The 26,401-nt window shown below is 63.2% G+C and carries 32 protein-coding genes and 1 pseudogene; 16 read left to right on the forward strand and 17 right to left on the reverse strand.

The features are described from left to right. Positions 1-127 precede the first annotated feature (127 nt). Positions 128-427 carry a hypothetical protein gene (locus NKI29_RS17480; RefSeq protein WP_352569174.1) on the reverse strand — a complete coding sequence of 100 codons (300 nt, stop codon included), beginning with the start codon at positions 425-427 and terminating at the stop codon, positions 128-130. Positions 428-610: 183 nt separating this feature from the next. Between NKI29_RS17480 and NKI29_RS17485 the strand changes: the two genes are divergently transcribed. Further along, the gene (locus tag NKI29_RS17485) at positions 611-973 is read left to right on the forward strand and encodes a hypothetical protein (RefSeq protein WP_352569173.1); all 363 of its coding nucleotides are present in this window, start codon (positions 611-613) and stop codon (positions 971-973) included. 27 nt (positions 974-1,000) lie between these two features. On the opposite strand, the gene NKI29_RS17490 is transcribed toward NKI29_RS17485, so the two are convergent. Both NKI29_RS17490 and NKI29_RS17495 read right to left on the reverse strand, forming a co-directional pair. Continuing rightward, a complete protein-coding gene (locus tag NKI29_RS17490; RefSeq protein WP_051406100.1) occupies positions 1,001-1,387 on the reverse strand; it encodes a hypothetical protein in 387 nt (128 codons plus the stop codon). Positions 1,388-1,430: 43 nt separating this feature from the next. Beyond that, the gene (locus NKI29_RS17495) at positions 1,431-1,880 is read right to left on the reverse strand and encodes a hypothetical protein (RefSeq protein ID WP_023675649.1); all 450 of its coding nucleotides are present in this window, start codon (positions 1,878-1,880) and stop codon (positions 1,431-1,433) included. Positions 1,881-1,999: 119 nt separating this feature from the next. Here NKI29_RS17495 and NKI29_RS17500 point away from each other — a divergent pair, with 119 nt between their 5' ends. The 4 genes from NKI29_RS17500 (at position 2,000) to NKI29_RS17515 (ending at position 6,658) form a co-directional block, all read left to right on the forward strand. Next, positions 2,000-2,458, forward strand: a complete 459-nt coding sequence (locus tag NKI29_RS17500; protein ID WP_352569172.1) for a GNAT family N-acetyltransferase — start codon at positions 2,000-2,002, stop codon at positions 2,456-2,458. 331 nt (positions 2,459-2,789) lie between these two features. Beyond that, on the forward strand, positions 2,790-4,031 hold the full coding sequence (gene dinB / locus NKI29_RS17505; protein WP_352569171.1) for a DNA polymerase IV: 1,242 nt from the start codon (positions 2,790-2,792) through the stop codon (positions 4,029-4,031). Positions 4,032-4,201: 170 nt separating this feature from the next. After that, entirely contained in the window at positions 4,202-4,846 is a 645-nt protein-coding gene (locus NKI29_RS17510) for a hypothetical protein (RefSeq protein ID WP_352569170.1), read from the forward strand. Positions 4,847-5,500: 654 nt separating this feature from the next. Then, the gene (locus NKI29_RS17515) at positions 5,501-6,658 is read left to right on the forward strand and encodes a sulfite oxidase (protein ID WP_352569169.1); all 1,158 of its coding nucleotides are present in this window, start codon (positions 5,501-5,503) and stop codon (positions 6,656-6,658) included. A gap of 188 nt (positions 6,659-6,846) precedes the next feature. Here NKI29_RS17515 and NKI29_RS17520 read toward each other — a convergent pair whose 3' ends face one another. After that, positions 6,847-7,722: a sigma-70 family RNA polymerase sigma factor gene (locus NKI29_RS17520; RefSeq protein ID WP_352699785.1), complete on the reverse strand. Its 876-nt coding sequence runs from the start codon at positions 7,720-7,722 to the stop codon at positions 6,847-6,849. Positions 7,723-7,766: 44 nt separating this feature from the next. Continuing rightward, positions 7,767-8,078, reverse strand: a complete 312-nt coding sequence (locus NKI29_RS17525; RefSeq protein WP_352569167.1) for a hypothetical protein — start codon at positions 8,076-8,078, stop codon at positions 7,767-7,769. Positions 8,079-8,222: 144 nt separating this feature from the next. On the opposite strand from NKI29_RS17525, the gene NKI29_RS17530 reads away from it, so the two are divergent. Then, positions 8,223-8,588: a VOC family protein gene (locus tag NKI29_RS17530; protein WP_352569166.1), complete on the forward strand. Its 366-nt coding sequence runs from the start codon at positions 8,223-8,225 to the stop codon at positions 8,586-8,588. Positions 8,589-8,816: 228 nt separating this feature from the next. Further along, positions 8,817-9,041: a hypothetical protein gene (locus tag NKI29_RS17535; RefSeq protein WP_031213090.1), complete on the forward strand. Its 225-nt coding sequence runs from the start codon at positions 8,817-8,819 to the stop codon at positions 9,039-9,041. Between the two features lie 24 nt (positions 9,042-9,065). Here the strand turns inward: NKI29_RS17535 and NKI29_RS17540 are convergent, their stop codons facing one another. The 7 genes from NKI29_RS17540 to NKI29_RS17570 form a co-directional block, all read right to left on the reverse strand. Then, positions 9,066-10,289 (reverse strand): MFS transporter, encoded by a 1,224-nt coding sequence (locus NKI29_RS17540; RefSeq protein ID WP_352796795.1) that lies wholly within the window; start codon positions 10,287-10,289, stop codon positions 9,066-9,068. Further along, entirely contained in the window at positions 10,286-11,662 is a 1,377-nt protein-coding gene (locus tag NKI29_RS17545) for an NAD(P)-binding domain-containing protein (protein WP_502896712.1), read from the reverse strand. The genes NKI29_RS17540 and NKI29_RS17545 overlap by 4 nt, the downstream gene beginning before the upstream one ends. A gap of 50 nt (positions 11,663-11,712) precedes the next feature. Then, positions 11,713-12,045, reverse strand: a complete 333-nt coding sequence (locus NKI29_RS17550; RefSeq protein WP_023680363.1) for an ArsR/SmtB family transcription factor — start codon at positions 12,043-12,045, stop codon at positions 11,713-11,715. Between the two features lie 69 nt (positions 12,046-12,114). Further along, entirely contained in the window at positions 12,115-12,537 is a 423-nt protein-coding gene (gene arsC, locus NKI29_RS17555; protein ID WP_352457334.1) for an arsenate reductase (glutaredoxin), read from the reverse strand. Continuing rightward, positions 12,534-13,220 carry an aquaporin gene (locus NKI29_RS17560; protein WP_352569163.1) on the reverse strand — a complete coding sequence of 229 codons (687 nt, stop codon included), beginning with the start codon at positions 13,218-13,220 and terminating at the stop codon, positions 12,534-12,536. Before NKI29_RS17560 ends, arsC begins: the two co-directional genes overlap by 4 nt. A 12-nt stretch (positions 13,221-13,232) precedes the next feature. Further along, a complete protein-coding gene (locus NKI29_RS17565) occupies positions 13,233-13,565 on the reverse strand; it encodes an ArsR/SmtB family transcription factor (RefSeq protein WP_352457336.1) in 333 nt (110 codons plus the stop codon). A gap of 373 nt (positions 13,566-13,938) precedes the next feature. After that, positions 13,939-14,562 (reverse strand): NAD(P)H-dependent oxidoreductase, encoded by a 624-nt coding sequence (locus NKI29_RS17570; protein WP_352569161.1) that lies wholly within the window; start codon positions 14,560-14,562, stop codon positions 13,939-13,941. Positions 14,563-14,826: 264 nt separating this feature from the next. Between NKI29_RS17570 and NKI29_RS17575 the strand changes: the two genes are divergently transcribed. Continuing rightward, a complete protein-coding gene (locus NKI29_RS17575; RefSeq protein WP_352569160.1) occupies positions 14,827-15,570 on the forward strand; it encodes an SDR family oxidoreductase in 744 nt (247 codons plus the stop codon). Between the two features lie 46 nt (positions 15,571-15,616). Here NKI29_RS17575 and NKI29_RS17580 read toward each other — a convergent pair whose 3' ends face one another. Further along, entirely contained in the window at positions 15,617-16,207 is a 591-nt protein-coding gene (locus NKI29_RS17580) for a DUF922 domain-containing Zn-dependent protease (RefSeq protein WP_352796797.1), read from the reverse strand. Positions 16,208-16,322: 115 nt separating this feature from the next. Between NKI29_RS17580 and NKI29_RS17585 the strand changes: the two genes are divergently transcribed. Next, positions 16,323-17,087: a pseudouridine synthase gene (locus tag NKI29_RS17585; protein ID WP_352569158.1), complete on the forward strand. Its 765-nt coding sequence runs from the start codon at positions 16,323-16,325 to the stop codon at positions 17,085-17,087. Positions 17,088-17,241: 154 nt separating this feature from the next. On the opposite strand, the gene NKI29_RS17590 is transcribed toward NKI29_RS17585, so the two are convergent. The 3 genes from NKI29_RS17590 to NKI29_RS17600 are packed head-to-tail and all read right to left on the reverse strand — an operon-like array spanning position 17,242 to position 19,799. Then, a complete protein-coding gene (locus NKI29_RS17590) occupies positions 17,242-17,961 on the reverse strand; it encodes a hypothetical protein (RefSeq protein WP_156937484.1) in 720 nt (239 codons plus the stop codon). Positions 17,962-17,971: 10 nt separating this feature from the next. After that, a complete protein-coding gene (locus NKI29_RS17595; RefSeq protein ID WP_023680353.1) occupies positions 17,972-19,300 on the reverse strand; it encodes a tetratricopeptide repeat protein in 1,329 nt (442 codons plus the stop codon). Further along, positions 19,290-19,799: a hypothetical protein gene (locus NKI29_RS17600; RefSeq protein WP_245274855.1), complete on the reverse strand. Its 510-nt coding sequence runs from the start codon at positions 19,797-19,799 to the stop codon at positions 19,290-19,292. Before NKI29_RS17600 ends, NKI29_RS17595 begins: the two co-directional genes overlap by 11 nt. 134 nt (positions 19,800-19,933) lie before the next feature. On the opposite strand from NKI29_RS17600, the pseudogene NKI29_RS17605 reads away from it, so the two are divergent. The 6 genes and pseudogenes from NKI29_RS17605 to NKI29_RS17635 form a co-directional block, all read left to right on the forward strand. After that, a pseudogene (locus NKI29_RS17605) lies at positions 19,934-20,131 on the forward strand (pseudouridine synthase); the annotation flags it as partial. Positions 20,132-20,277: 146 nt separating this feature from the next. Then, positions 20,278-20,625 (forward strand): antitoxin Xre/MbcA/ParS toxin-binding domain-containing protein, encoded by a 348-nt coding sequence (locus NKI29_RS17610; protein ID WP_023680350.1) that lies wholly within the window; start codon positions 20,278-20,280, stop codon positions 20,623-20,625. Further along, positions 20,626-21,216, forward strand: coding sequence for an RES family NAD+ phosphorylase (locus tag NKI29_RS17615; RefSeq protein WP_352699780.1), 591 nt, complete (start codon positions 20,626-20,628; stop codon positions 21,214-21,216). It begins immediately after the preceding gene. A gap of 75 nt (positions 21,217-21,291) precedes the next feature. Next, positions 21,292-21,573, forward strand: coding sequence for a hypothetical protein (locus NKI29_RS17620; protein WP_352579469.1), 282 nt, complete (start codon positions 21,292-21,294; stop codon positions 21,571-21,573). A gap of 279 nt (positions 21,574-21,852) precedes the next feature. Next, complete coding sequence (locus NKI29_RS17630; protein ID WP_352472176.1) at positions 21,853-23,244, forward strand: NfeD family protein; 1,392 nt, start codon at positions 21,853-21,855, stop codon at positions 23,242-23,244. Beyond that, positions 23,241-24,011 carry a slipin family protein gene (locus NKI29_RS17635; protein ID WP_023680344.1) on the forward strand — a complete coding sequence of 257 codons (771 nt, stop codon included), beginning with the start codon at positions 23,241-23,243 and terminating at the stop codon, positions 24,009-24,011. Before NKI29_RS17630 ends, NKI29_RS17635 begins: the two co-directional genes overlap by 4 nt. 171 nt (positions 24,012-24,182) lie before the next feature. On the opposite strand, the gene NKI29_RS17640 is transcribed toward NKI29_RS17635, so the two are convergent. Beyond that, positions 24,183-25,112, reverse strand: coding sequence for a LysR family transcriptional regulator (locus NKI29_RS17640; protein WP_352685278.1), 930 nt, complete (start codon positions 25,110-25,112; stop codon positions 24,183-24,185). A 105-nt stretch (positions 25,113-25,217) separates the two neighbouring features. On the opposite strand from NKI29_RS17640, the gene NKI29_RS17645 reads away from it, so the two are divergent. Then, the gene (locus NKI29_RS17645; protein ID WP_352796800.1) at positions 25,218-26,228 is read left to right on the forward strand and encodes a zinc-dependent alcohol dehydrogenase family protein; all 1,011 of its coding nucleotides are present in this window, start codon (positions 25,218-25,220) and stop codon (positions 26,226-26,228) included. The last annotated feature ends 173 nt before the right edge of the window (positions 26,229-26,401 follow it).

A 26,401-nucleotide genomic window follows, 5' to 3' on the forward strand; every position in this document is an offset into this window, starting at 1 on the left:
TCAACTGACCCAGAACACGATCCGCCATCCCGAATCTCCCTGCTTCGACCATCATCACAGAATCACCGATCGGCTTCTGTGCAAAGGTCTCACAAGGGGAGAAGGGAAGAGCAGCACGCCCGCCCCCTCAAGCCCGCCTCGACTGCAGCTCTCGACCGTTGAGCAGGCGCGCCTCGGCGCGGGTCCGTTGCCGGTCGTCGATGAAGGCGGCCTGGATCGAGACGGCGGCGCCCGGCAGGCCGTCGGCCCGGCAGGCCTTGCAAATCAGGCGCCCCGAAAGTGCTGATAGCGGCGTCTCCGGCCTCACCCCATGCCGCTTGAGCTCGGCCGGCTTCCACCACCTGTTACGGCCGCAGTCGATGCATTCGACGGCAATCGAGACAACATCGGCGATCGTCGCTTCCTTGCCTGCCAATGCCATGGTCATCCCCATCATCGTTCCTGCTTTGTTCGCAACATTATCGGTTTTTGGAGCGGAGTCGAGTCGGTTCCGCTTACATCAACGTGAAAGTTTCACTTGTTCGATTATTTGAGTTATGCTTATACATGGTGTGGACTGGAATCGGCGCGAGCAACAGAACCGCAGCCGGCCGGCAGCAAGGGAATGACGATGGACCCAGCCCAGTTCGCCCATGCTTGCGGCTATAGCGGCGACAGCCCGGCCATGTTTGCCGCTTTCGCGGCCATCCGCCAGGACGGCATCCGCAAGGCACGCCAGGGTCATCGCCAGCGCAAGGCGGCGATCGACCGGTTGAAGCCGAGCCGCGCTCTGTTCCTGGCGGCGATCCGCCCGGCGCAGTCAGCCGAGGAGGCACTCGAGGATGCCGCCCGCTTCCTGTCGATGTTCCGCAACATGCCGTACTGGCGACAGGAAAGGCGCGCCGCCGACCTCACCCGCGCCAGGCAGCAGCGCCTGTTCGCCCGCTTCTTCCGCCGCTACGGCCACCGCCTCTGGGCGCTCGAGGCGGCGTAAGCCCGAGCGGAGCGGCCAGCCAGCCGATCAAAGCTGCTGGCTGCGAGCGAAAATGCGGCCGTAGCTGGCATCGTCGATCTCTGCGAAGTGATGGGAGCGCAGGAAACGCTGCAGCCGGGGATTCGGTGTGGCGCAGGTGGCGGCATGGACATTCCAACGGATCAGCTTGAATTGCCGATCGATGGCATAGGCCCGGACAAGCCTCCACAAGACGAGCAGGACGCCTTCGCCACCGCCGTCGATATGGGCAAAATTGACCAGAAGCGTGCCGCCATTGCGATTGAATTCGGCCAGGACGGTGGCGCTGCCCATGGCGAAGGAGATCGGCCGGCCGAAGGCCAGCAACGCATCCTGGTCCGCGCGCGACAGCGCCCTCAACGTCTCCAGGGAGACACCCTCGATTTCGATCCGCATTGAAGGGTTGACCCTCGCTAAGTTGCTCGCCTCGCCCATTGCCCTAGTCTGCTTGCCAGAAAGACAGCTGATAATCCTCCAGGTCTCTGGAGTCTGAAGCGAAAAACTCGACGACAAACCTTCGGTTCGCAAACTGCCATTGCAGTTTTGCCTCATAAATCTCCTTGAGAACCGAGCCGAGAAACACGAGTTTGTCGCGAGAGATGTCGGCGGCGCCCAAGGCGTGAATGTCGGCAATGTGCAGGTGGTTCATAACCGCTTCCACGGACTGTCGTGTGGCGTTGGGGTCTCGTTCAAAGCTTCGCAGGCCTTCCTCGCTAAACCCTTCCATCAAAACGTAGCGTTCGAACGTCACGAATTTCGGCCAGAAAATGGTGCTGTATCCCACAGCAAGCGCAAATCGGCCCTCGCACCCGACCCAGCTTTGTAGATCGATGCCGGACCCATTGTTCCAGGCTGCCAATTCAGCCTTCATGCTGGCTGGAACATCCATATCGTAGCCTCCCGATCTCGCCTGTCATAGGTCTTTCAACGGCTGCTTTCCAGTAGACCGGCAAAGTTGCATCCCTTCACGCTTGTCGTCCCCAAATCCGCGCCGTATGTCTCCACGCGATGAGCGAGATCGAATTCCGTCGCGCGCAGGCGCCCGACCTGCCGGCGATCGTTGCAATGCTTGCCGACGATGTGCTCGGCGCAGACCGGGAAGACCCGTCCACGCCGCTTGCGCCGTCCTATCTCGATGCCTTCAGCGCAATCGATACCGATCCCAACCAGTTGCTGGCCGTCGCCGTCAACGCCGGGCAAGTGGTCGGAACGCTGCAGCTCAGCTTCCTTCCAGGCATTTCGAGAAAAGGCGCCTGGCGCGGCCAGATCGAAGGCGTTCGCGTCGCCCGGCAATGGCGCTCGCGCGGCCTCGGCAAGCTGATGATCGAATGGGCGATTGAAACATGCCGTTCGCGCAATTGCAGCTTCGTCCAGCTCACCACGGACAAAGGTCGACGGGAGGCGCACGCTTTTTACGAGCGCCTCGGCTTCACCGCCAGTCATCTCGGCTACAAGATGGCGCTGTAGCGCTCGGCTGATTGCCGAAGTCGGCGCTGCCCCTCATCCGCCTGCCGGCACCTTCTCCCCGTATAGCGACGGGGAGAAGGGGCTGTCCGCAAACTCGGCACTTTCCTGCAACGTTAGTGATTGGCGAAGCCATCGACGAAAGCGTCCTTCTCCCCGTCACTATACGGGGAGAAGTGCCCGGCAGGGCGATGAGGGGCGGCGCCAACCTGAAGCGATTGCCCCTTCACCTGTCGTCCGCGCTGCTTGACAATTCACCCACAATGTTCTCTTTATGTTCTCATCACAACTCGAGACAATGCGGCGTTCGAACCGCCGCGGGCGAACGGGCCGGATGGAAGCCAACATCCTCCACGCGGATCTGGATGCCTTCTATGCCTCGGTCGAACAGTTGCTCGACCCGGCCTTGCGCGGCAAGCCGATTGCCGTCGGCGGCGGGGTAGTGCTTGCCGCATCCTATGAAGCCAAGGCGTTCGGCGTGCGCGGCGGTATGCCGGGACGGCGCGCGCGGGAACTCTGCCCGCAACTCATCTTCGTCGGCGGCCATTTCAAGGACTATCAGCGGCTGGGCGATGCGGCAATCAAGGTGCTCGGCGATTTCACGCCGGTGGTCGAGCGGATTTCGATCGACGAGGCCTTTGCCGACGTCGCCGGCTGCACCCATTTGTTCGGCTCGCCGGCCGAGATCGCCGGCAAGATCCGCGGCCGCGTGCGGGCCGAGCTCGGCCTGCCGATCTCGGTCGGCGTAGCCCGCACCAAGCATCTGGCCAAGATCGCCTCACAGGTCGCAAAACCGGACGGGCTGGTGGTGGTCGATCCGCGCCACGAGCTGGAGTTCCTGCACCACCTGCCGGTCGAGTTGATGTGGGGCGTCGGCCCGGTCACCAGGCAGCGGCTGGCCGGCATCGGCGTCAACACCATCGGCGAGCTGGCGAAGACCAATGGTGGGGCGCTTGAGCGCCTGCTCGGGCCGGCGGCGGGAGAGAAACTCAACGCGCTGGCGTGGAACCGCGATCCGCGCAAGCTCGAGACGCAGCGCCGGGCGCGCTCGGCGGGTGCGCAGTCGGCGCTTGGCCGAAAACCGGCCGAGGAGCAGGTCTTCGTGCCCGCTTTGCTGCATCTGGCCGACAGGGTCGCCACAAGATTGCGGGCGAAATCCCGGCCCGGCCGCACGGTGACGGTTCGCGTCCGCTTTGCCGATTTGCGCTCGGTGACGCGCTCGATCACGCTCGACCAGCCGATTTCGGCAACCGCCATGCTGGCCGAGATCGCCGAGGCGCTGGTGCGCAAGGTGCTCATCGACCATCCGCACGAAAAGACAATCTCGCTGCTGGCGATCGCCGTATCGCATCTGGAGCAGCATGCCGGCCTGCAACTGGAACTGCCGCTCGGGCTCGACGACGACCGCCGCCGCCCCGGCACCAGCAAGGGCGCGGCGCGCTGGACCGCGGATCGCGCCGTCGACAAGATCCGCGACCGCTTCGGCTGGGAGGCGGTCGGCTACGCCTCGGTCGCGCTCGGACTGCGGCGATCGGTTCCCGACGCATTTCGGGAGCTGGCCGAGAAGGAATTGTGAGCCTCGATTACACTTTGGTTGCCAAGTCGCCGGAATGACGTTGAAGGCTGCGGACTTGTGAATTTATCTTCGGTCCAGTTGGTCGTGCACCGGTTTGGGTATCGGCCAGACAGGGTAGCACCCGCCCGCAAATCCTTCCGCACCTTCATTTCGAACGACAGGAGATCGGCATGGGACAGAACGCCGGATATTTCGCACTCATCGTTGCCGGACTGGTGACCAATGCAACGACGCTGGCCAAGCCGCTCAACCCGGACCGGGCGATTCCATCCCTGGGCGATATCAACTCGCCGCTGGCCAGCCCGCTATTCAAGCAGGTCAAGGCTGGGCCGCTGGAGATAAAGCTTGAGGAAACCACGCTTGCCGATGTCGAAAAAGCCTTCGGCGGAGCCATGCACGATGAAGGTGACGCCGGAGATTCACGCCACTGGCTTTGCTATGCCGGCCCCGACGCCGGCGGATCGCCGTCGATCTTCTGGTTCGTATCCGGCGAGATGGGCGGCTCCGACCACGGTGTCCTGTCCGTCGCCCTGCAGCCGAACCCGGAAGGTAAGGTGCCGGAAGGATGCGCCGGCGCGCCTGCCAGCCTGACAGCTGTTGAACTCGATACGCCCGGCGTCGGAGCGCCGCTGAGCGACGTGGCCGCGAAATTTGGCGCCGCCAAGCCCGATCGTTACGGCCATTTCGGCTTCGCCGCCTCTTATCCTCCTTCGTCTCCCGACCAGAAGGACGCCACGGTCACGCAGACGCTCACCTACACAGCCGGGAACGGCAGGATAACCGGCGTGGCGGTGACGCAAGTCACCACCAATTAGGGTGTCCCCGCTCGGTTGGCGAATGGTTCACGTGTGAATGATCTGCCGCGCCCAAGCCAGGCGGCCTGGTTGCTGGCCACCTCGTAATGCAGACTGGTTCTGATGTGCCGCCCGGGCCCGCCCTCCACCTGCAAATTCCTGATCTTGAAATATTAGACCGCCATCATACACCTGCGCCGGCCGCACCGCCATCCTGTCGCGCCCACAGACGGCAGGCCAACGCAGTTTCTCGTCGAAATGGGTGAACATCCGCCCTGGAGTTGGCAAGGCCGATATCGGAACGGCAGAAATTGGGTCGGAACGGCCCTTCCGATCGCACCCGCGAAGGTCCCGAAATGACCCAGAAGCGGGCGTTCGGCAGCGATCCGAGCAGCAACCATTTTGGCAGGACAGGAAATCGGCATGGAATGCTGCAATCATCATCATGTCCCGTCCAAGTTGTGGACAGTTCCTTCTCAAAGGCGCACTCTTAGCGTGCGAAACGCGAGCTGGCGTTTCGTGCAATGCTTCACATGCTTGACTTGCGTCGGTGATTATCTGACCTACCCGGATACTTCCGGGTGGGCAGACCTCACATTGTGTCGCCTATCCGTGATCAGGCTACGGCCTAAGGCACGTTGCAGCCCGTTCCGGATCAACTGGGAGGTAAACAACATGCCTGATTTTCAGCGCAGAGAACTTCTTGTTCAAGGAAGCGCGGCTCTTGCCGCAATTGCTGCTCTCTATACCTCGCGCCGGGCTTACGCTTTTCCAACACGGCCGAACGAGGAAGTTATTCCATGGCTGGATCAGCCGACCGAAAATCCCGATCCGGCGGGTATCCAGAAGCAGCTTGTTTGGGAGGATTTGGATAGCTGGATAACGCCAAACGACAAGTTCTTCAGCATCTCGCATTTCAACCGACCAACGATCGACGAGAAGACATGGTCGATGGAGATCGGAGGCCTGGTTAAGAAGCCCCTGGAGTTAACGCTCGCCGACATCAGGGCGCGACCGCGGCAGGAGGTCGTTTTCACAGTGGAATGCTCGGGCAACCATGGGTTTCCCTTTTTCACCGGCGGCATCGGCAATGCTCGCTGGGCAGGGACGCCGCTCGCCCCGATCCTCGAGGAAGCCGGCGTTCTGGAGAAGGGCATCGAGGTCGTCTTTTTCGGTACCGACACAGGCGAGATCCCGATACGCGACGTCAAGATGCGGCAGAACTTCGCTCGCAGCATGTCGCTCGCCGACGCGATGAACCCGGACAATCTCCTCTGCTATGAAATGAACGGGGCCGCCTTGCCGGCGCCCAATGGCTTCCCGGTACGGCTCATTGCGCCAGGCTGGTACGGGATCGCCAACGTCAAGTGGCTAAAGCGCATCGAGGTTCGCGATACGCGGTTCATGAGCCTTCTGATGGCCCGCGACTATGTCACCATCCGGGAGGAGGACCACAACGGCGAGACCGTATGGGCCGAGACGTCAGTCGGGCGAGCGCTGATAAAGTCCGCGCCTGCGAAGGTTACCCGGAAAGACTCGGATTACCGCATCGTTGGGGCAGCCTGGGGGGCGCCGATCGACCGGGTCGAAGTGCAAATCGATCAAGGGCCTTGGACACCAGCGACCATTGACCACAGTGAGGAGGCAGAACACGCTTGGAAAATCTGGTCCCTGGCTTGGGCAAATCCCTCTCCTGGAGAACACACGGTGACCTCGCGCGCGGTCAGCACCACAGGACAAATTCAACCGGCGATGGACGATCCCTTGATTGCCAAGAAGCACACATACTGGGAAAGCAATGGCCAGGTGACGCGCCGCGTGCGTATCGGCTAGAGCATTTTGCAGCCAAAAGGAAGCATTTGGCGTCCGCATAGATGCGGGAAAGCAGATAGTTAGAGCGAGTTACCGGTTCCAAGAGAACCGGAACCGCTCTAAGAACGTGCTGCCATGTGGCAATTGCGTTTGGGTCACCCAGGAGGAGGCTGCCTGATCGCCATCTCCGTACCATTCCAGCCTTCTACTCACCCGTCCACCGTTTCAATCTCCGCGTCGACCAGACACCAGGGCGCATAGCGGAAATCGCGGATCTGGATGACCTGATCGTCCCTCCATTCGACCAGCATGAAGCCGCGCACAGCGCCGTCGGCCGCCTGCGGGTCGCGGATGAGGATCGCCGGCCGGCCGTCGACCACGCCGAGCGACAATGTCCAGTCGCGCAAACGATCGTAATTGCCGAAATAGGTCGAAACCTCGGCCTTGCCGCGCAGGCGGACGCGGTTGACGACGTCGAGCCGGACGTCCTCGGCGATCAGTGCCCGCACGGCGTCGAAGTCGCGCGCGTTGAACAGGTCGACATAGCGCCGCAGCCGGCGCTCGTCATCGGCGTCGAGCCTCGGCGCGAGCGCCTGCTCGGGCTGCAGCGCCAGCAGCTTGAGCTGCGCCCGCCCGCGATGCAGCGCGGCCTTGGTGGCGGCGAGCGTCGCGCCGGTCACTTCGCAGGTCTCATGCAGGCTGAGGCCGAGCACGTCGACCAGGATCACAGCGCTGCGCTGCGGCACCGAAAGCTGCATGAAGGAGCGCAGGCTGGTCTGGGCGGCGAGCCGGCTGTCGGCGCTGCCGGAGGGATCCTCGATGACGCTCATGTCGGCCTCGGTCATGCGCGACCTTTCCCGATTGCGCCGCCGCAGATGATCCTGCGCGGCATTGTGGGCGATGCGAAACAGCCATTGCTCGGGACGTTCGACGATCGCACCGCCGTCGATCGCCTGCAGCGCCTTGATCAGCACCTCCTGGACGATGTCCTCGCCGTCGATCACCGAGCCGGCCATACGCGCGCAGTAGCGATGCAGCCTTGGCCGCAACCCGACGAGCATCACCTCCAAAGTCGCCCTGTTCATTTTCGGCGTAGCGTCCCATTTCTGCGCGAGCGGCATGGCAGGCGCTACCCGGCTTTCTGATCCGCCAGCATACGGTAATTGCCGATGACTTTGACAGGCGATCGCAATGCCGGGGTCGAACGGCGCTCGGCGTGGTTTTCCGTAAACGCCTTGAAGGCCGCAAGCCCGGTCAGCGCCGACGAATCGCCGTCCTGGCCGACGATGTGGACGAACGAGCCGTCGTCCAGCTCGAGCACGAGATAACACACCGTCGGCGGTGCCGCCTCGCCCAGCGCTTCAAATACTTTTTCGACCAGCACGCGGTTATCTTCCAGGTCGGCTTGCTTCACACCGTATCGAATGAGCGCGTAGTTCATCGTCGTCTCCTGACTGGTTGGTATGAACGAAGGACGACCGGCTGCGCTGAAAAGATTCTCCTTGCCGAAGAATCTTTTCGGTTGCCCGCATCGTCTTTCCCGCGTGGGCGGCTGCGCGGCAGCCGTCAAGCAGGAGAGACGATCATGCATATCCAGTTTGCCGAGCTTCCGGTGTTCGAGCAGGACCGCGCCAAGGCGTTCTACACCAGGCATCTCGCCTGCCAGGTCATGGCCGACCAGAAAATGGGTGATGGCGGCTGGCGCTGGATCGAGCTGGCATTTCCGCATGCCGTGACGAACCTGCATTTTGTCAGGCGCGCCGACGACGCACCCGGCGCGGAGCCGGTATTGGTGCTGGTCGACGAAAATGTCGGGGCAATGATCGCAGCCATGAAAGCGGGCGGCGTCGAGATCGTCACCGAAGCGCATGAGGCGCCGTGGCAGCCGGGGCGCACGGTGGCGGAGTTTCGCGACAGCGAAGGCAACCGCATGGTCCTCGCCAGCCGATAAGGCACCGGAGCCCTCTGTCCGGCGGGGCGTCGTACCTAAGTCCTACCTCCGGCCGGACCATCGGCCGTACTTCCTTCGTATTATTATTTCGTGACCTCTGCGCGCCGGAACCTTCCCTTGCATCGGGCGTTCGGGCGCTGTATCGCGATGCCTCATATTAGGCAGGCGGAGGAAATACGAATAGGGCGGGTGGCAAAACAAACATGGGCCGGGGAGGAGCATCTTACCATGTCGAACCGTAAAATCGGAATGTCCCACAGTTTGGGGCTGCGCGTCGCTGACCTCAAATCCAGAATGCAAAGTGCCCAGATTACCGAGCATGAGATCAAGACATTTCAAAAGGTTGCGGCCATTATGGGCGGCGCCAAAGGCTCACTGCGCCTCGATGCGGACGATCTGATCGCCGCGTCCTTCCTTGTCGATCCCTTGGAAGATCTCCCGCTCTCCAGTTGAAGGCGCTGAACGCAGGTCGAAATCCTATCGGGTTTGAACCTGCGATTGCCGCCGGCGGAGCATCCGCCAGCCCAAACCGCATGCGAGGATGACGTTGGCCAGCGCCAGACCGGAAAGCGCGGCCAACGTCCCGTGCGGGCCGAAGCGCTCCAGCAGCAATGCGCCGGCCGAGGGTGCCGCCGCCTGGGCGATCAGGCTCGGCATGGCGAGGCGGCCCATCAGCTTCGCATAGCCGTTCGAGCCGAACAGCGCGAGCGGCAGCGTTCCCCGGGCGATGGATTCGAGGCCGATGCCCGCGCCGTAGAAGCCGAGCGCCAGCGGGATGATCGGCATGCCGGCCCAGAGCGTCGAAACGCCGATCGCCACAAACGTAACCGAGGCAAACTTGGTGAAAATCGGATGGTGGTAGCGCGCGATCATCATCTCGATCGCGCGGGCCGCCACCTGGGACGGGCCAACCAGCACGCCGAGCCCGACGGCTGCGGCAAGCGCCATGCCGCTGCCTTGCAGGATGGTGAGCAGATGCACCGACAGCGTCGAGGAGATCACAGCCGCAAGTGTCAGGGTCGCGGCCAGAACGATCACGATCGACGGATCGGCTTGGTTGTCGAGAATGGGTGCCGCCTCCTTCAATCCTGGTTTGACTGCCGGTTGCGGCGGCTCCCGGGGCAGGATCACCAGATAGAGCGGAAGCGCAATTGCCAGCTGAAAGGCGGCGTAGACCAGGCAGGTGCCGCGCCAGCCGACCTCCCCCAGCAGCAAGGCTGAGATCGGCCAGCAGATGGTGCTCGCAAGGCCGCCGAACAGCGTCAGCATGGTGATGGCGGAGCGCGCGCCTTGGCCATAGTGGCGGCCAAGCGTTGCGAAAGCGGCATCGTAGAGCCCCGCCCCCATGCCCAGGCCGACGATCAGCCAGGCAGCGATATAGGCCACAAGGTTGGGGGCAACGGCCAGCCCAACCTGGCCGACCCCGATGCATCCAGCGCTGAACGCCAGGACATTGCGGCCGCCACGCCGCTCGATCGACGACCCGACGCGCGGAGAGATCAATCCGGCCACAAGCAAGCCAAGGGACAGGCCGCCGACAACCCATGCCAGCGGCCAGCCGGTATCGGAGGAGACTGCCGGCGCGATGACCGCGGGAAGATAGTAGGAAGAACCCCACGCCATGATCTGCGTCAGGCCAAGCGCGGTGATGATCGCGCCGCGGCTGCGCAGGATGGCCGGCGAAGGCGGCGAAAGACTCATGCCGCGACGCTGCAGCCACAGCCGCCTTTGCCGACCGCCTTCGCCTTGGCGTCGGCGACACAGCACGCATCCACCGCTGCCGGCGCCGGACCGCCGCAGCACCCCTTGTCGGCCACGCCGATCCGCGGCACGGTGCAGACGCCGGTCTCGGGCAGCACGAGCTGGACATTGTCGGCCGCCACCATGTCGCCGGCGATCGCCGCCGCGACCGAGCGGACCTGCTCATAACCGGTCAGCAGCAGGAAGGTCGGCGCGCGGCCATAACTCTTGATGCCGACTGTGTAGAACCCGTGCTCGGGATGGCTGAGCTCACGGTGGCCGTGCGGCGGCACGTCGCCGCAGGAGTGCTCGTTGGGATCGATCAACGGTCCCAGTGCCTTGACGCTTTCCAGCCATGGATCGAGCTCGAGCCGAAGCTCACGGGTCAGCGACAGATCCGGGCGTTGTCCGGTCGCGGCGATGATGCGGTCGACCGGGCCAAGCGCCTGCAAACCGTCCCTGGTCTGGCCTTCGACGACCAGCCGGCCGTTGGCATCGCGGATCGAAACAGCCGCAAAGCCCGTCACCAGCCTGACGCCGCCGCTCTCGGCGAGTTCGCGCACTTCGGCGCCGAGTTCGCCGCGTGCCGGCAATTGGTCGGCATCACCGCCACCATAGATGCGCACCAGGTCGGTGCCGCGCGTCGTCCAGATGAAAGCCGTGCCGGGCTCCACCTCCGCCAGCCTGGCGAGATCCAGCAAGGCATTGGCGGCCGAATGGCCGGAGCCGGCGACCAGCGTCGTCTTCCCCGCATAAAGGCTGCGGTCGCGGCCGAGAATATCGGGGATGCCGTAGGCTATGCGGTCGGCAAATTGCGCTTCGCCTACGGCATGAATTCCGCCGGCGCCGAGCGGGTTCGGCATCTGCCAGGTTCCCGACGCATCTATGACGGCGCGGGCGCTGTCGCGCCGCGTGCCGCTGGCGGTTTCGACCACCAGCATGAACGGCCGGGTTTCGCGTTCCTTGCTCGAGACCTTGTCGGCGCCCCAGCGCGAAATGCCAACGACGCGGGCGCCGGTTTCGATCGACGGCGACAATTGCGGAAGCTTTGCCAGCGGCTCGAGATAATCCGCGACGAGGTCGTTTGCGGTCGGGAATGCCTCGGGCTCCGGCATCCGCCAGCCATGCACCTCGAGCAGGTTTCTAGCCACCTGATCGACGCAATAGCGCCAGGGCGTGAACACCCGGACATGGCCCCAATCCCTGAGATTGGATGCAACCGCATTGCCGGCTTCGTAGACTTTGACAGGAATGCCCCGCGCGATGAGGTGGACCGCTGCCGCCAGGCCGACCGGCCCGGCGCCGATCACCGCAACGGGGAGCTTTTCGATCATCTCCATATCTTCTATCCTTCCGGTAGTTTCGAATTATACTGCCAAAAAAATCACGCCGCCGTCTTTGCCGTCGCTTCCGCCGATGCCGGCGCACAGGTGGCGTCGGCGCAGCATTCGTCTGCGAGGTATCCGATGAGCCCGTTCATGGCGGGATAGTTGGCCCGGCAGATCAGCGTCGTCGCCTGGCGCTCCTGTGTCACCAGGCCGGTGTCGACCAGCCGCTTTAGGTGATGCGACAGCGTCGAGGCGGCGATGCCGAGCCTGTCCTGGACGCGTCCGACCGGCAGCCCCTCATCGCCCGCCCGCACCAGCGTCCGATAGAGCTGCAACCGCGTCGGGCTGCCGAGGGCTTCAAGTTGCGAGGCTGCTTTTTCGAGTTTCATGGAAATAAGCTATTTCCAGAATCGCTGCACGTCAAGAGAATTTCGACAAAGATCGAAATAAGGCGATATCTAGACGACGCGCTTGCCGCTGGCGTCGATGACCACCTCGCCGTCCTCCTTGGTGAACGGGCCGATATCCGGATTGGGCAGGATATCGAGCACGGCTTCGGATGGTCGGGCGAGCATGGTGCCGAGCGGCGTCACCACGATCGGCCGGTTGATCAGGATCGGATGCGCCAGCATGAAATCGAGGATCTCGTCGTCGCTCCACTGCGGCTCGCCCAGGCCAGGTTCGGCATAGGGCGTGCCCTTTTCGCGCAGCAATTGGCGCGGCGTCATGCCCATCGCTGCGATCAGCTCGACGAGCTTTTCGCGCGACGGCGGATTTTTCAGATATTCGACCACCTCAGGCTCCTCGCCGGACTGCCTGATCATGGCCAGCGTGTTGCGCGAGGTGCCGCAATCGGGGTTGTGATAGATGGTGATGGTCATTGCGCAGCTTTCATCTGTCCGGCTGGTTTCGGTTGGGCGAGCAGCCACCCTGCCAATGTCATGGCGAGCAACGCGCCCAAAAGTTCGGCGCCGATGAAGCCCGGCAGATCGGCGGGGCGGATCCCGGCAAAAGTGTTGGAGAACGCACGGGCGATGGCGACGGCCGGATTGGCGAAGGATGTCGATGCGGTGAACCAGTAGGCGGCGGTGATATAGAGCCCGACCAGCCAGGGGATCGAATCCGGACGGGAACGCAGGCCGGCAAGGATGGTGAAGACCAGCCCGAATGCGGCGACCAGCTCCGCAATCCATTGCCCGCTTCCGGTCCGCACCGTCGCCGACACTTGCAGGATCGGCAGTTCGAACATCGCATGCGCGAGCAACGTTCCAGCGATGCCGCCGGCAATCTGGGCGGCGACGTAAGCCAGCGCTGCGTTCGTTTCGATCTCGCGTCGAAGCGCGAATACCAGCGTCACCGCCGGGTTGAAGTGCGCTCCGGATATCGGTCCGAATATGGTGATGAGCACGACCAGGATCGCCCCGGTCGGCAAGGTGTTGCCGAGCAAGGTGAGTGCGACCTCGTCGGTCAGCTTATCGGCCATGATACCGGAACCGACCACGGTGGCGACCAGAAGAGCCGTGCCGAGGGCTTCGGCAACAAGGCGGCGGGAGAGGTTGGCCAAGACGAACCTCCCCTAGCAGTTGCAGGTCACAGCCTGGATGACAGGCTGGCAAAGTTCCGGCGCGCCATTGCAGCAATCCTCCATGAGGTAGGCCAGCAGATCGCGAAACCTGGTCATGTCGGCGAAGTAGCGCACGCTGCGGCCCTCTCGTTCGGTCCGCACCAGGCCGGCATGCGACAGGATCTTGAGATGGGCCGACATCGTATTCGGGAACGCGGCGAGCCGTGAGGCGATCTCGCCCGCAGCCACGCCCTCGGCGCCGGCCCGCACCAAAAGGCGAAAAACGTCCAGCCGGGTCTCCTGGCCGAGCGCGGCAAGTGCCGAAAGGGCGAGCGTCTTATCCATGTTTCCAGATTTCCAGAAATGGGGAATAGAGTCAACGCGCGGTGTCGGTGGCGCAATGCAATCGCTCGAGGTTTGAAGTCGCCCTCTGCTCTGAGCGTTGGCGCTGCCCCTCACCTGCCTGCCGGCACCCTCTCCCCGTATAGTGACGGGGAGAGGGGTGCTCTCGTCGCTGCTTTCGCCAATCGCCAGCATTGCGAGAAGGGCGCCGAGGCCGCGGTCAGCCCCTTCTCCCCGTCCCTATACGGGGAGAAGTGCCCGGCAGGGCGATGAGGGGCGGCGCCGACTTCGATAATTGGCCGTCTCCAACACCAACCTGGCGCAATCGCCTGTCCAAAGCGATTGCCCCGCGCCGGCGACGGCCCACCCCGGCTGATCAGCCAGGCACTGTGGCGGCGACCGCATCAGCGCGACCAAGGCCGGCAACCGCTTTTCTGACCCGCTGCAAATGCGCCTGGCGTCCTGCGGCCGAGACGCTGTCCATCCGGTAGAGCGCCAGGAATTTGGTCCGGCACAGCGGATGGCAGACGGAGCGGAAGCCGCGCAGCAGGGTCCGCCGGCCGGGCTGTCCCATGATCCACGACATCAGCGGCGTGGCGCCACATGTGGTCATTGCGATCACCCGGCGTATGTGCCGCAATTTGGGCCGCGGGCCGCGTCGTTCCGTCGGCATCTCGAAAGCGAAGCCCGGCACCAGCACACGCTCCAGCCAGCCTTTCAGCATCGCCGGAAGGCCATACCACCAGGTCGGATAGATGAAGACGACCGCCTCCGCCCAGAGCAGCTCCTGCGCATGTTCGTGCACCGGTTGCAGGTTCGCCGCCTTGTCGTGGTAACCGCGCCATTCCCGCGTGCGCATGACTGGATCGAAGCCGGTCGCATAAAGGTCGAGCAGGTGGACCTGATGGCCGCTTTCGGCAAGCGTCTCCAGCACCGTGTCGCGCACGGCGCCGTTGAAGCTGTCGGTGCAGGGATGGCAATAAACGACGAGGACCTTCATCTTGCGCTCGGTCGCGAGAGTGCATGCAAGCGCGTCGCATGCAAACAAGCCACCCGCAGACGTAGTCGATCAGCTGTTTTCATGTGAAGCCCCGCAGCCCCGGTATCAAGACGCAACAGCTCCGGTCGCGTCAAGGCCCGTTCGTGCGCAGACGTGGGCTTGCTGGGGCCAAAACCTAACAGTGGATTCGGTTTTCGATCAGCATTGTTCCAGAAAGCCTGCGCCCTAGCTTCACGGCGTGTCCAAAGCGTCAGGAGAGAAAACATGCACGCAGGAAAACTGAGCGGCAAGATCGCCTTGGTGACGGGCGCCTCTTCCGGCATCGGCGAGGCCACCGCCTTGGCGCTGGCGGCCGAGGGCGCCACGCTGGTGATTGCCGCGCGGCGCGCCGAGCGCCTGGACGACCTGGCGAGGCGGATCCGTGAAACCGGCAGCGCGGCACTGCCGATTGCCGTCGACGTCACCGACGAAACGCAAGCCACGGCGATGGTCGAGCGGGTCCAGCAGGAGTACGGCCGGCTCGACATGCTGCTTGCGGTTGCCGGCGTCGGCGTCGCCGCGCCGTTCCGCAACACGACGCCGGAAGAATACCGCCGGATGGTCGACGTCAACATCCTGGGCCTGCTTTATCCGATCCATGCAGCACTGCCGTCGATGCAGCGGCAAGGCGCCGGCCACATCGTCGTGGTCTCGTCCGGCACCGGCCGTTACATCCACCCTTCGGTGGTCTATTCCGGCACCAAGCACGCGGTGAGCGCGATGGCGGAATCGCTGCGTCGCGAGATCGGCAAAGATGGCATCCGCGTCACCTGCATCGAGCCCGGCGCCGTCAAGACCGAGTTCACCCAGAATATGCGCGCCGATGTGCGCCAGGCGGTCGAGCAAAGGCTGGGCGACATGGAGCAGCTGGAAAGCGAGGACATCGCCGCCGCCATCCTTTATGCGGTGAGCCAGCCGCCACGGGTCAACGTCAACATCCTGACGCTCTATCCGACCGAGCAGGCGTGAGGGCCGCAAAGGTGGTACCCTGCGCCGCCCCCGCAGCCCTGCAGCATCATCCGCCGATCATCAGCGTGAACACAAGCTGCCGCAACTTGCCGCCCGGGCCGAATTCGACCCGGTCGAAATCGCGGCTCGCCTGCCGTTGTGCCTGCGAGATTCCGGCGAGCCGTCTCGTCACTTCGATCCTGATCTTGCTGCAGCCACGGTCATCGGCGACGGTCAGGCCAATGGTGGCCGCCTCGATCTTGTGCACCATGTCGACGATGCTGGCGCCGTGCACCTTCTCGTGGGCGGCGAGGCCAGCTGCGAAAACCTCCCAGTTCTTCTGGATTGCGCCCGGCAGCCGCGCGGCCGGCTTCGGCAAGGTGTAGGTGATGATCAGCTTCGGCTGCGCCGACACCAGCACGCAGGCGTCGCCTTGCGGCTGGTAGTCCCTCACCCAGGTCAGCTTGAAATTGGTATGCGCGATGACGCGGCATTCGCCGAGCAGCGGCCCGCGCCCGCCGATCGAGGCGTAGAGCTCCGGCCCGGATTGCCCTGAGATGGCATAGGTCTCGACCTTCTCGACCGCCTGCCAGCCGGCATGCGCCGGCGATGTCGGCAGGAAGGCGAGCAGCAGGCAAAGGCGAATGGCTGTTTTCATGCAAGTCCTCGCAGCCGCTGCGCACGACTCAAACGATATGCAGTTCCCTTCCGTGGACATAGCCGGCGGCCGGCTATAGTGGGATGCTCGTATACAAGAATCCACAGGCAACATCATGTCGCCGCGACCGAACATTGCCCGGCAACGCCCTGCCCCCCGGGCCCAGCCTCCCGGCGTCAGCCTCTGTCGCGCGCTGTCGAAGCTTGGCCTGTGCTCGCGCAAGCAGGCCGAGCTTCTGGTTGCCGAGGGGCGCGTGCGGGTTGCCGGCAAGATCGTGCGCAACGGCTCGATGCGCGTCGATCCCGGCCGCGACCGCATCGAGGTCGACGGCCGCCGCGTCGCCGCCGAGCGCAAGGTCTATCTGATGCTCAACAAGCCGCGCGGGCTGGTCACCACTCGCGACGACCCGCAGGACCGCGGCACCGTCTATGATTGCCTGGCAGGGCTCGACCTGCCTTTCGTCTCGCCGGTCGGCCGCCTCGACAAGGCCAGCGAAGGCCTGCTGTTGATCACTAACGACACGCGCTTCGCGCAGCGCCTGCTCGATCCCGCCTCGCATGTCGCCAAGACCTATCACGTGCAGATCGGCGCGCTGCCCGACGAGGCCATGCTGGCGCGGTTGCGCGCCGGCGCGACAGTCGACGGCGAATTGCTGACGGCCCGCTCGATCGAATTGCTGCGCGGCGGCACCAGCACCGCCTGGCTGGAGATCGTGCTCGACGAGGGCCGCAACCGCCATATCCGCCGGCTGCTCGCCGCCCACGATGTCGAGGTGCTGCGCCTGGTGCGGGTGGCGATCGGCCAATTGCAGCTCGGGGAGCTTGCCAAAGGCAAGGCACGCCATCTGAGCGCGGAAGAGCTGGCGATGCTTCAGGCCTAGCCGGCTGGCGGCGACTCGATAGTCAGGCAGCTGCCAGTCGAAGCCCACGTGACGCAGCAAGCAGCGCGGGCGGACAAGAGTCGCTTTCGACTCCTGGCGGATATTCCTGACCGACCGCTCACACGGGTTCGACCGATATCAATGTCTATCGGTATTACATTCCGTCAGCACACCACAGATCGCAGCCGGCGGCGTTGATTTCCTGCATAAAAATCTTGAGCGATTCTTGGGCAGGCATGGGAAGCTGGCCAACCAACGGGACAAACAAATCGATCAGGGCCTGGCGATGGTCTGGAGAGATGCTCTGCGCGAGATAGGGACCATCTGCTCTCAGCGATTCAACAAGAACTATCTTGTTTCCCTCCTTCAGAGCCGGGTCAGCCAGAAAAATCGAGGCGCCACGAAACATTTTCTCTATGCCTCCTCGAGCTTTGGCTCCGTTGGGGCGCAACATTTCGGCAGCGTTAGGTTGGTGCGCTAGGAAATCATTGAAAGCTATCTGCGAAGCGGCAGCAGCCCGAATCAAAAGCGCGAATGTCTGCGTAGCTTCATCCTGCAGAGGCAATGAGCTATTTTGGCTATAGAGCGCGAGTAGCGACCGACTTCTGTCCATTACGAAAGACAGTGCTACCAGGTCGCCCTCATCGTATGGCGGCGAACCTATCAAAGCCCCGCCGTCCCAAATCTTGTGCAGTAGATCCCGGTCCGTTGGATCTTCAAGATTTGGCAATTTGCCTTCAATCCGGCGCTGCTGCAAAAGTTCATCCAACTTGGCGAACAAATCCTTCGCATAAGCCGAGCCTGTTGGTGGAACATGGGCGTGAGCCCATGTCGAAAATAGGATGGCAAAAATCGACCACACCAAACGTTTCACGGCCGTTCCTTTACTTGACTACCTTCAGAGGGCGACGGCGTTGTGCAATCAAGGCCAAGCGATAATCGATATTGTCAATCGGAGCGCCACACTCCTTTGCTTCGAGCAGAAATTTGCGAGCCTCCTCGAACCGCAGCAAGCGCTTCTCATACAGAACCGCCAACGCCAACCGATGGCACCAGTCTGCTGGCTCCATTTCAATTGCGTGCAGCAAGGCCTTTTCTGACTCGTCGTACCGGTCTGTCAATTCGCGAAGAAAAATACCGTATTGATTATAGGTCCAAGCTGAAACACCCGAGAGTCCGAACACCTTGTCGAACGCCTTTTGAGCCTCTATGGGCGCGTCTGTTTCGAACGCCATCAGAGCGGCCAGATTCTCCCACACCTTAACATAGTCCGGCTTGAGTTTGATCGCGCGCTGATACGCCTTTTTGGCGTCGGCGAAACGGGCCAGATGATGATGATAAACAAAGCCGAGATTGAACCACGACCATGCGTGCTCCGGATCGATTTCAACGCACCGCAGCGCAAGTTTCTCAGCTTCATGGTAGCGGGCGAACCGGCGACGGAGCAGTCCCGACAACTTCCCTGTCGCCCAGCGGTAGCGTGGATCGATTTCTATTGCCCGGCGATAGGCCTTTTCAGCCGACAAATAGTTGCCGATTTCATCGAGCATTAGCCCAAACGATGCCCAGGCGACGCAGGCATCTTCTGTGGTTGCATCGAGGCGGCATTGCTTGAATGACTGATAGGTGGATTCCGCGATCTCCCACGCCGAGTTCCCAAGGCGGTGTGTGTCGGCAACGCAATCCCAGATGATCGCGTTGCGCGGGTGCGCGGCTATTCCCCGTTGCAAGGCGGCCAAAGCCAGCTGCGGCGTTTCCATTTTGTCGCGCAGGAACAAGGCAAGCAGGATATAGTCCCGCCCGGTGTGCACCTCGCCCTCTGCGCGCGTAACGTTCTCGGCACATAAGTCAGGGAGATTGAGCTTCTTGAACTGCTGAGCGAAGAAAAGGCTCGTCTGCGCGCTACGGTGCGTATCGATTTTCCACCGCTCGTAGAAGGCATGGACGCTCGCTTCGCTCAAAGCCATAGTCGGCCCTTCGGCAACTCCGCAAAACCAGACAAAATTGTCGACAAATCGCCAAAGCTGTTCCCTGTCGGATACAGCATCAATTGCCCGCAAGAGAACCGACACCGCGGTGTCCAGGCTGCTTTCCTCGGCCTCCAGTTCGACAAGCCCTGTCCAGGGATCGAGGTTAGCGGGATCACGCTCTATCTTCGCAACCAACGTCTCGCGCGATTCAAATTGAAATGTAAGGGGTTCATCAGTTGTCATTGTCGGAAGAAGCCTTGGCTTTGCCGCACTGGGCCAGCACCTTGCCGATGGCGGCGGATGAGCCGGCAAGCGGAAAGCTGTTCTCGCCATATTTGCCCGAGGCGACCGTGACCTCGCCCTTGGAGCGCAGCAGGGCCAACAGCGGGTCGGTGCTGCTCAATTCCACGGTGAAGGTGTTGTACATTTCTTCGAGTTGAAGCGTCTTGGTCACCGCTTTGCCGCCGGCCTTGAACGCGAACGAAGCGATGCCGGGTTCCAGTTGCGGACCGCTGTCGCCCAAATCATAGCTCAGCGTCGGCTTGCCGAAACAGGCCAGCGTCAGCTGGGCGCCGCCATTCGATCCGCCGCAAACCGACGCCATCAGCACTTTGCCGCCCTCCTCTTCCTCCAGTTTCGCCGTCCAGCCGCACGGCGCGGCAAACGCCGGCTGCGCCGCTTGCAGGACGACCTGAGCGGCGACGCAACCCGCCACGACGAATTTCGCCAATCCGCTTCGCATGATCTTCCCTTCCCAAGTCATCGAACCATCGTCGGCCACGTGGCATCAAGGACTATACAAAACAAATTGTCCCGTGGCATTACCGGCGACAGGGCGCTGTAGCAATTCAGGCGATTGATTTTCGATCGAGTGGAAGCGGCACCAGCACCGCCTGGCTGGAGATCGTGCTCGACGAGGGCCGCAACCGCCACATCCGCCGGCTGCTTGGCGCCTACGATATCGAGGTGCTGCGCCTGGTGCGGGTGGCGATCGGCCAATTGCAGCTCGGCGAGCTTGCCAAAGGCAAGGCACGCCATCTGAGCGCGGAAGAGCTGGCGCTACTTCAGGCCTGAAGTGCTGGCTCCAGGGGCCTTCGCACCGAACGGGTGATTGACATTAACATTCCTGTTTCATATTTTCCTTTTATGAAACCGAAATGCGACAGCGCAATTGAAGGGCTGGTCCGACGCGAAGTGGCTCGGCAGCCGGAGAGAAAAGCATGAGCACGGCGTTGCGGGCGGTCCCCAGATTCCTGGACGAATTGGGCACGTTTGGCGGTCTCAAGGGAACCGACATTGCAAACATCACCGACGTGTCCAAGGCCACGGTTTCGAGGTGGAAGGCCGGCGACATCAAGCCCCAGCCGCGCAGCGAGCTCATTCTGTCGGACCTGCACTATATCGTCGGCCGACTGCAGGAATTCTACGAGCCAAGCGATATCCGCACCTGGCTTTACGCTCGCCACCCGCAATTGAACGGCGAAAGAGCAATCGATCTCATTCACGACGACCGTGCTCTCGACGTGCTCAAAGTCATCGATCGGCTTGAGAACGAGGTCTTTCTCTAGTTGGCGATCGCCGGGCGGAAACGACGCGATAGCCGGCTCATCGACGCTATCGAGGCAATAGTTCCGGTCGAATACTCCGGAACGGTTTGGCGTGTGGTGCGCCAGGGCCGCAGCCCGATCCAGTGCTCGAACTCCGGCGGCCGTTGGGACGATGGGACGTTCGACGTGCTCTACACCTCGCAAGAGCGCGAAGGTGCCTTGAGCGAGATGAGATTCCACTTGACGCGGGGGCAGCCAGTGATCCCTTCGCGCGTCAGATACAATCTCTTCGAGATCGATCTTGCTTTGGACCGGACGCTCAGACTGCTCGACCTGGCAGCCTTGCAGACCCTTGGCCTCGACACCGCGCGCTACGGGCAGCTTTCGTATCAGGAAAGGCACGCCGAATATCCGAGGTCGCAAGACATCGGCGAGGCCGCGCATTTCCTCGATTATGACGGCCTGATCGTGCCCAGCGCGCGACATGACTGCCTGAACGTCGTCGCGTTTTGTGATCGGCTGCCGGCCGGAGCGATGACGAGCAGAACCGATCACGGGGAAATTGCCTGGGCTAGCGGCGGCCCCGCTGCCGTCCATCCCCCGCACGGGTGATGTGGCCAGCGGAAGTGGCGCGCTAACATTGCCTCCAAGTGCAGAGGTCTAACGCGCAAGGGAGGATCCATGCGTATGCTCCGACTGATACCGACGCTGCTGGCGCTGCTGGCCGTCTTGCCATTGAACGCTGAAGCGACCACGAAGAAGTACCCCAAGGGCCACGGCACGAATTGCGCCGAGAAGGACCAGGCGTGCCAGAAGAAATGCCAGGCTGTGCCGATCGACTACAACAGCGTCAAATCCATCCAGGGGCGCAACGAATGTCTGAATAATTGCACCATCGGCTACGATCAGTGTCTCGGGGCACCCGCCCGAATCCAGGAACAGACAATCCAGGAGGACGCCGCGCAATAGAAGCCCGCCAGAGATGGCTCCAATGCGCAAAACATTGGTGTGATCGAAATGACGGCGACAGCCCGCCGGTCGCCTTCATGTGCGGCCGCCGACTTCGTCGGCATGTCGTCGGAATCTTCATAGACGCGAAACGCGCCCGATTGGCGGAGCTCCTCGGTGCCGTAGCCGCCGCTGAGCCGGCCGACATCCAGCAGGACCGTGCGATGCGTCACCCGCCGCGCGCCGCGTCATGGATTTCGGCAAAATCCAGCCCATATTCCTAGATGTGGAGCTTTGAGCGTGAAACTCGCGCGTGCGGTCCTGCTTGCCGCGGCTTTCGTGGCTGTTGCGGCCGTTTGTCCCTCTTCAGCAACCGGAGAGGCGGACGGCCGGGAGAAAATTGTGCTGCGCGTCGAGATAGACGGCGCCATCGGTCCGGCGAGTGCCAGGCAGCTCGAGGAAGCACTGGCGGTGGCCGCGGACCGAAATGCCCAGGCTCTCATCCTGCAGATGGACACGCCCGGCGGGCTGGTCACCAGCATGCGTGAGATGATCGCCGGCATTCTCGCCTCGCCGGTTCCCGTCATCGGCTATGTCGCGCCCGCCGGCGGGCACGCGGCGAGCGCCGGAACCTACATCCTCTACGCCACCCATCTGGCGGCGATGGCGCCCGGCACCAATCTGGGCGCGGCAACGCCGATCGAGATGGGCGGGCCGCTGCCATCGTTTCCCGGCGGCAAGAACGATGGCCCGGAGGCGGACAAGGACAAGAAGAACGCACCCGCGGGCGATGCGATGATCGCCAAGGCGACGAACGATGCCGTTGCCCTGATCCGCAGCCTGGCTGAATTGCGCGGGCGCAATGCCGAATGGGGAGAAAAGGCCGTGCGCGAGGCGGCCAGCCTGTCGGCCGGCGCGGCGCTGCAGCAGCATGTCATCGACTTCGTCGCCCGCGACACCACCGAACTGCTTCAACTGGCCGACGGCCGGACCGTCGAGATCGCCGGCAAAAAAGAGGCATTGGCGACGAAGGGGCTGCCGGTCGAAACGCTCGAACCAGGCTGGCTCATCCGGCTTCTCGCCGTCATCACGGACCCGAACATCGCCGTCATCCTGATGCTGGTCGGCGTTTATGGCCTCGTCTTCGAATTCACGAGCCCGGGCGCGGTCGCACCCGGCGTGATCGGCACGATCTGCCTTCTGCTCGGGCTCTATGCGCTCAATCTCTTGCCGATCAGCTATGCCGGCCTTGCCTTGATGCTGCTTGGCATCATCTTCCTGGTCGTCGAAGCCTTGAACCCGACTGTGGTCCTTGGGCTGGGAGGCGTGGCTGCGTTTCTGCTGGGCGCAGCCATGCTGCTCAGAATCGAGGGGCCCGGCTTCGAGATGTCGTGGGCCGTTATCGGCACCGCCGCCGTCCTGACGCTCGGCCTGGCGCTGCTGACCGGCAGCTATCTGTGGGCGGCCCGCAAGAACGTTCCGCGTGTTGGCGCACAGGCCATGCATGGGCTGCCGGCGAAGGTTCTCGACTGGCAGGGCAGCGAGGGCCACGTGCTCGCCCGGGGCGAGCGCTGGCGGGCAAAAGCCGACGAACCGCTTGCAGTGGGCGACAGCGTCGAGGTGGCCGATGTCAGGGATCTTGTGCTGACGATACGGCGCCGCAATGTGAGAAGCGATGGAGCAAGGCAATGATCATCGGTTATGTGGCCTATCTGGCAGCAGCGCTCGTCGTGGTCATGTTCCTATCCGCGGCCATTCGCATCCTGCGGGAATATGAGCGCGGCGTGGTCTTCACGCTCGGCCGCTTCACCGGGGTCAAGGGCCCCGGCCTTATCATCCTCATCCCCTTCGTGCAGCAGATGGTGAAGGTCGATCTGCGAGTGGTGGTCCAGGACGTCCCGCCGCAGGACGTGATCTCGCGCGACAACGTCTCGGTGAAGGTCAACGCAGTGCTGTATTTTCGTATCGTCGACGCCGAGCGGGCGGTGATCCAGGTTGAAGACTTCATGACCGCCACCAACCAGCTGGCACAGACCACGTTGCGCTCGGTGCTCGGCAAGCATGAGCTCGATGAAATGCTGGCCGAACGTGACAAGCTCAACAGCGATATCCAGGAGATTCTCGACCAGCGCACCGATGCCTGGGGCATCAAGGTCTCCGATGTCGAGATCAAGCATGTCGACCTCAACGAGAACATGGTCCGCGCCATCGCCAAGCAGGCCGAGGCGGAACGGCTGCGGCGTGCGAAAGTGATCAATGCCGACGGCGAACAGCAGGCGGCGGCAAAGCTCGTCGAGGCCGGCAAGATGCTGGCCGAAGCACCGCAGGCCATGCAGCTACGCTATTTCGAGGCTCTCCATGACATCGCCGGTGAACGCTCGTCGACGGTCGTGTTTCCGGTGCCGATGGATCTGCTCGGTCATTTCATCAAGCAGGGTGGTGGAGGCGGAGGCGGCTGAGCGCGCAATCCCCCCTCGAGGGGGAGATGGCCGCGAAGCGGCCAGAGGGGGTCGTCTCACATAGATCGCCGACGCCTTCTTCTACGAGAGACGGCGCTGACGCTCCACGCGCCGCGACCCCCTCTGTCGCCTGCGGCGACATCTCCCCCTCAAGGGGGGAGATCAGCACCCTCACCTCCGCCACGGCGGGACCGGCGCAAAGCGTTTGCCGATCCAGTCGGCGAAGGCACGTGTCTTGGCGGCTTGCCCCTTGGCCGAAGGCATGACGACATAGACAGCGCCCTCGTCGGCAAGCGTCCAGTCCTCCAGCACTGGTACCAGACGGCCGTCGGCGAGCTCGCGTCCGACCAGCCAATCCGTGCTCATCATCAGTCCGACGCCTTGCACGGCGGCTTCGACCAGCACCTCGGCGTCGTCGGTGACCAGCGGCCCGGAGACCTCGATACTGATGCGGCGACCCGAACTGTCGGTCATCTCCCAGGCCGGAAAGGTCTGGAAACCCGAGAAGCCCAGGCAGCTGTGTTCCAGCAGCGCCTCCGGCGCAGTCGGCGTGCCCCGGCGGGCGAGGTAGGACGGCGCGGCGCACAGCAGCCGCCGCCGTGTAGCGACCTTGCGCGCCACCAGCCGCGAATCCTCCAGCGCGCCGAGACGCACGGCGACATCGAAATTCTCGGCGACGAGATCGACGAAGCGGTTGGAGAACTCGGCCTCGATACGAACGTCGGGAAATTCGGCGAGAAACTGGGGCAGCAGCGGGCCGATCCACATGCGCCCGAACGAGCCGGGCAGCGCCAGCCGCAGCACGCCGCGCGGCCCGCCGCCGGCATGCGCCGACGCGACAGCCTCGGCCTCGTCGACCGCAGCCAGGATGGCGCGGACCCGGATGAGAAATTCCGAACCCGCCTCGGTCAGCGACACACTTCGTGTCGTCCGGTGCAGCAGGCGCACGCCCAACCGCTCTTCCAGCGAGGCAAGGCGCCGCGACAGGATCGTCGCGTCGCGGCCGATGCGAGCGGCCGCCCTGGTGAAGGAGCGTGCTTCGGCGATGGCCGCGAAGGCGGCCATTTCGACCAATGCTGCCGGTTCGTGCGATTGCTGCATCAGGCGCAGAGCTCAAATGTAAAACACAAGGATTATATACCAATAGCGCAGCAGCTAGTTTCACTCAATCCCGGCCCGTCAATCGGCCATCAACCGGAGTGAGACATGAAAGCGATCGAACTGACTGCCCCGAGACTGGACGCGTTTCGCGCGGCCACCGTTCCCACGCCTGAACCGCAGCGCGGCGAAGTGCTGATCCGCCTGCGCGCCGCAAGCCTCAATTTTGTCGATGTCGCGATAGCGAGCGGCAACTATCCAGGTCCGAGCTTTCCGCTCATTCCCGTCGTCGACGGCGCCGGCGAGATCGTCGGCATCGGCGAGGGCGTGTCGAGGCTCGCCATCAACGACCGCGTCATCGCCCATGCAAAACCGCGCTGGATCGGCGGCCGTCCGCGGCCTTACGAGACCAGAGAGATGCGCGGGCTGACACTGCCCGGCTCGCTCGCCGAATACGTCGCGCTGCCGGCCGATGCCGTCGTGCCGATGCCGGCGCATCTGTCCTTCGAAGCGGCAGCGACGCTGCCGATCGTCGGCACCACCGCGTGGAATGCGCTTCGCGCCGCCGATGCCGGGCCGGGGTCGGTCGTCGTCCTGCTCGGTACCGGCGGTGTCTCGATCCTGACCCTGCAGCTGGCCAAGGCAGCCGGCGCCACGGTCATCATCACCTCGTCGTCTGACGAAAAGCTGGCCCGCGCCAAGGCCTTGGGTGCGGATCATCTCATTAATTATCGTGAGACGCCGGACTGGGACGCCAAGGTGCTCGAGTTGACCGACGGGCTCGGCGCCGATCTGATCGTCGAAACCGGCGGCGCGGCGACCTTCGCCCGCTCCATCAATGCCGCGGCGCCCGGCGGCACGGTGTTCGCCATCGGCTTCGTCACCGGCGCCGAGGCCACCACGAACCTGCTGCCGATCATCATCAAGGCACTCAAGGTGGTGGGCAACAACACCGGTTCGGTATCCGACCTGCGCGACGCGGCGCGGGCCATCGGCGCCGCCCGTATCGATCCGGTCATCGACACGGTCTACAGCCAGCATCAGGCGACCGAGGCCTACGCCCATATGGCGGCCGGCGGCCGGCATTTCGGCAAGCTTGCATTCAGTCTGTCGTGGTGAGCCTGAAAAAGGCAAAGCGTTGAAGCTGCCGATCTCCCCTCTGGCGGCAGGGCTATCGCAGATGGAAAGCCGAGGCTTTCGCTCTACGATGGACCCCCACCCCTAACCCCTCCCCACAAGGGGGAGGGAGACTTCCGTTGGCGCTGACCTCGGCAAATTGCCTGCCTTTCGGC

The sequence above is a fragment of the Mesorhizobium sp. M0678 genome, assembly GCF_040320505.1.
Lineage (GTDB): Bacteria > Pseudomonadota > Alphaproteobacteria > Rhizobiales > Rhizobiaceae > Mesorhizobium.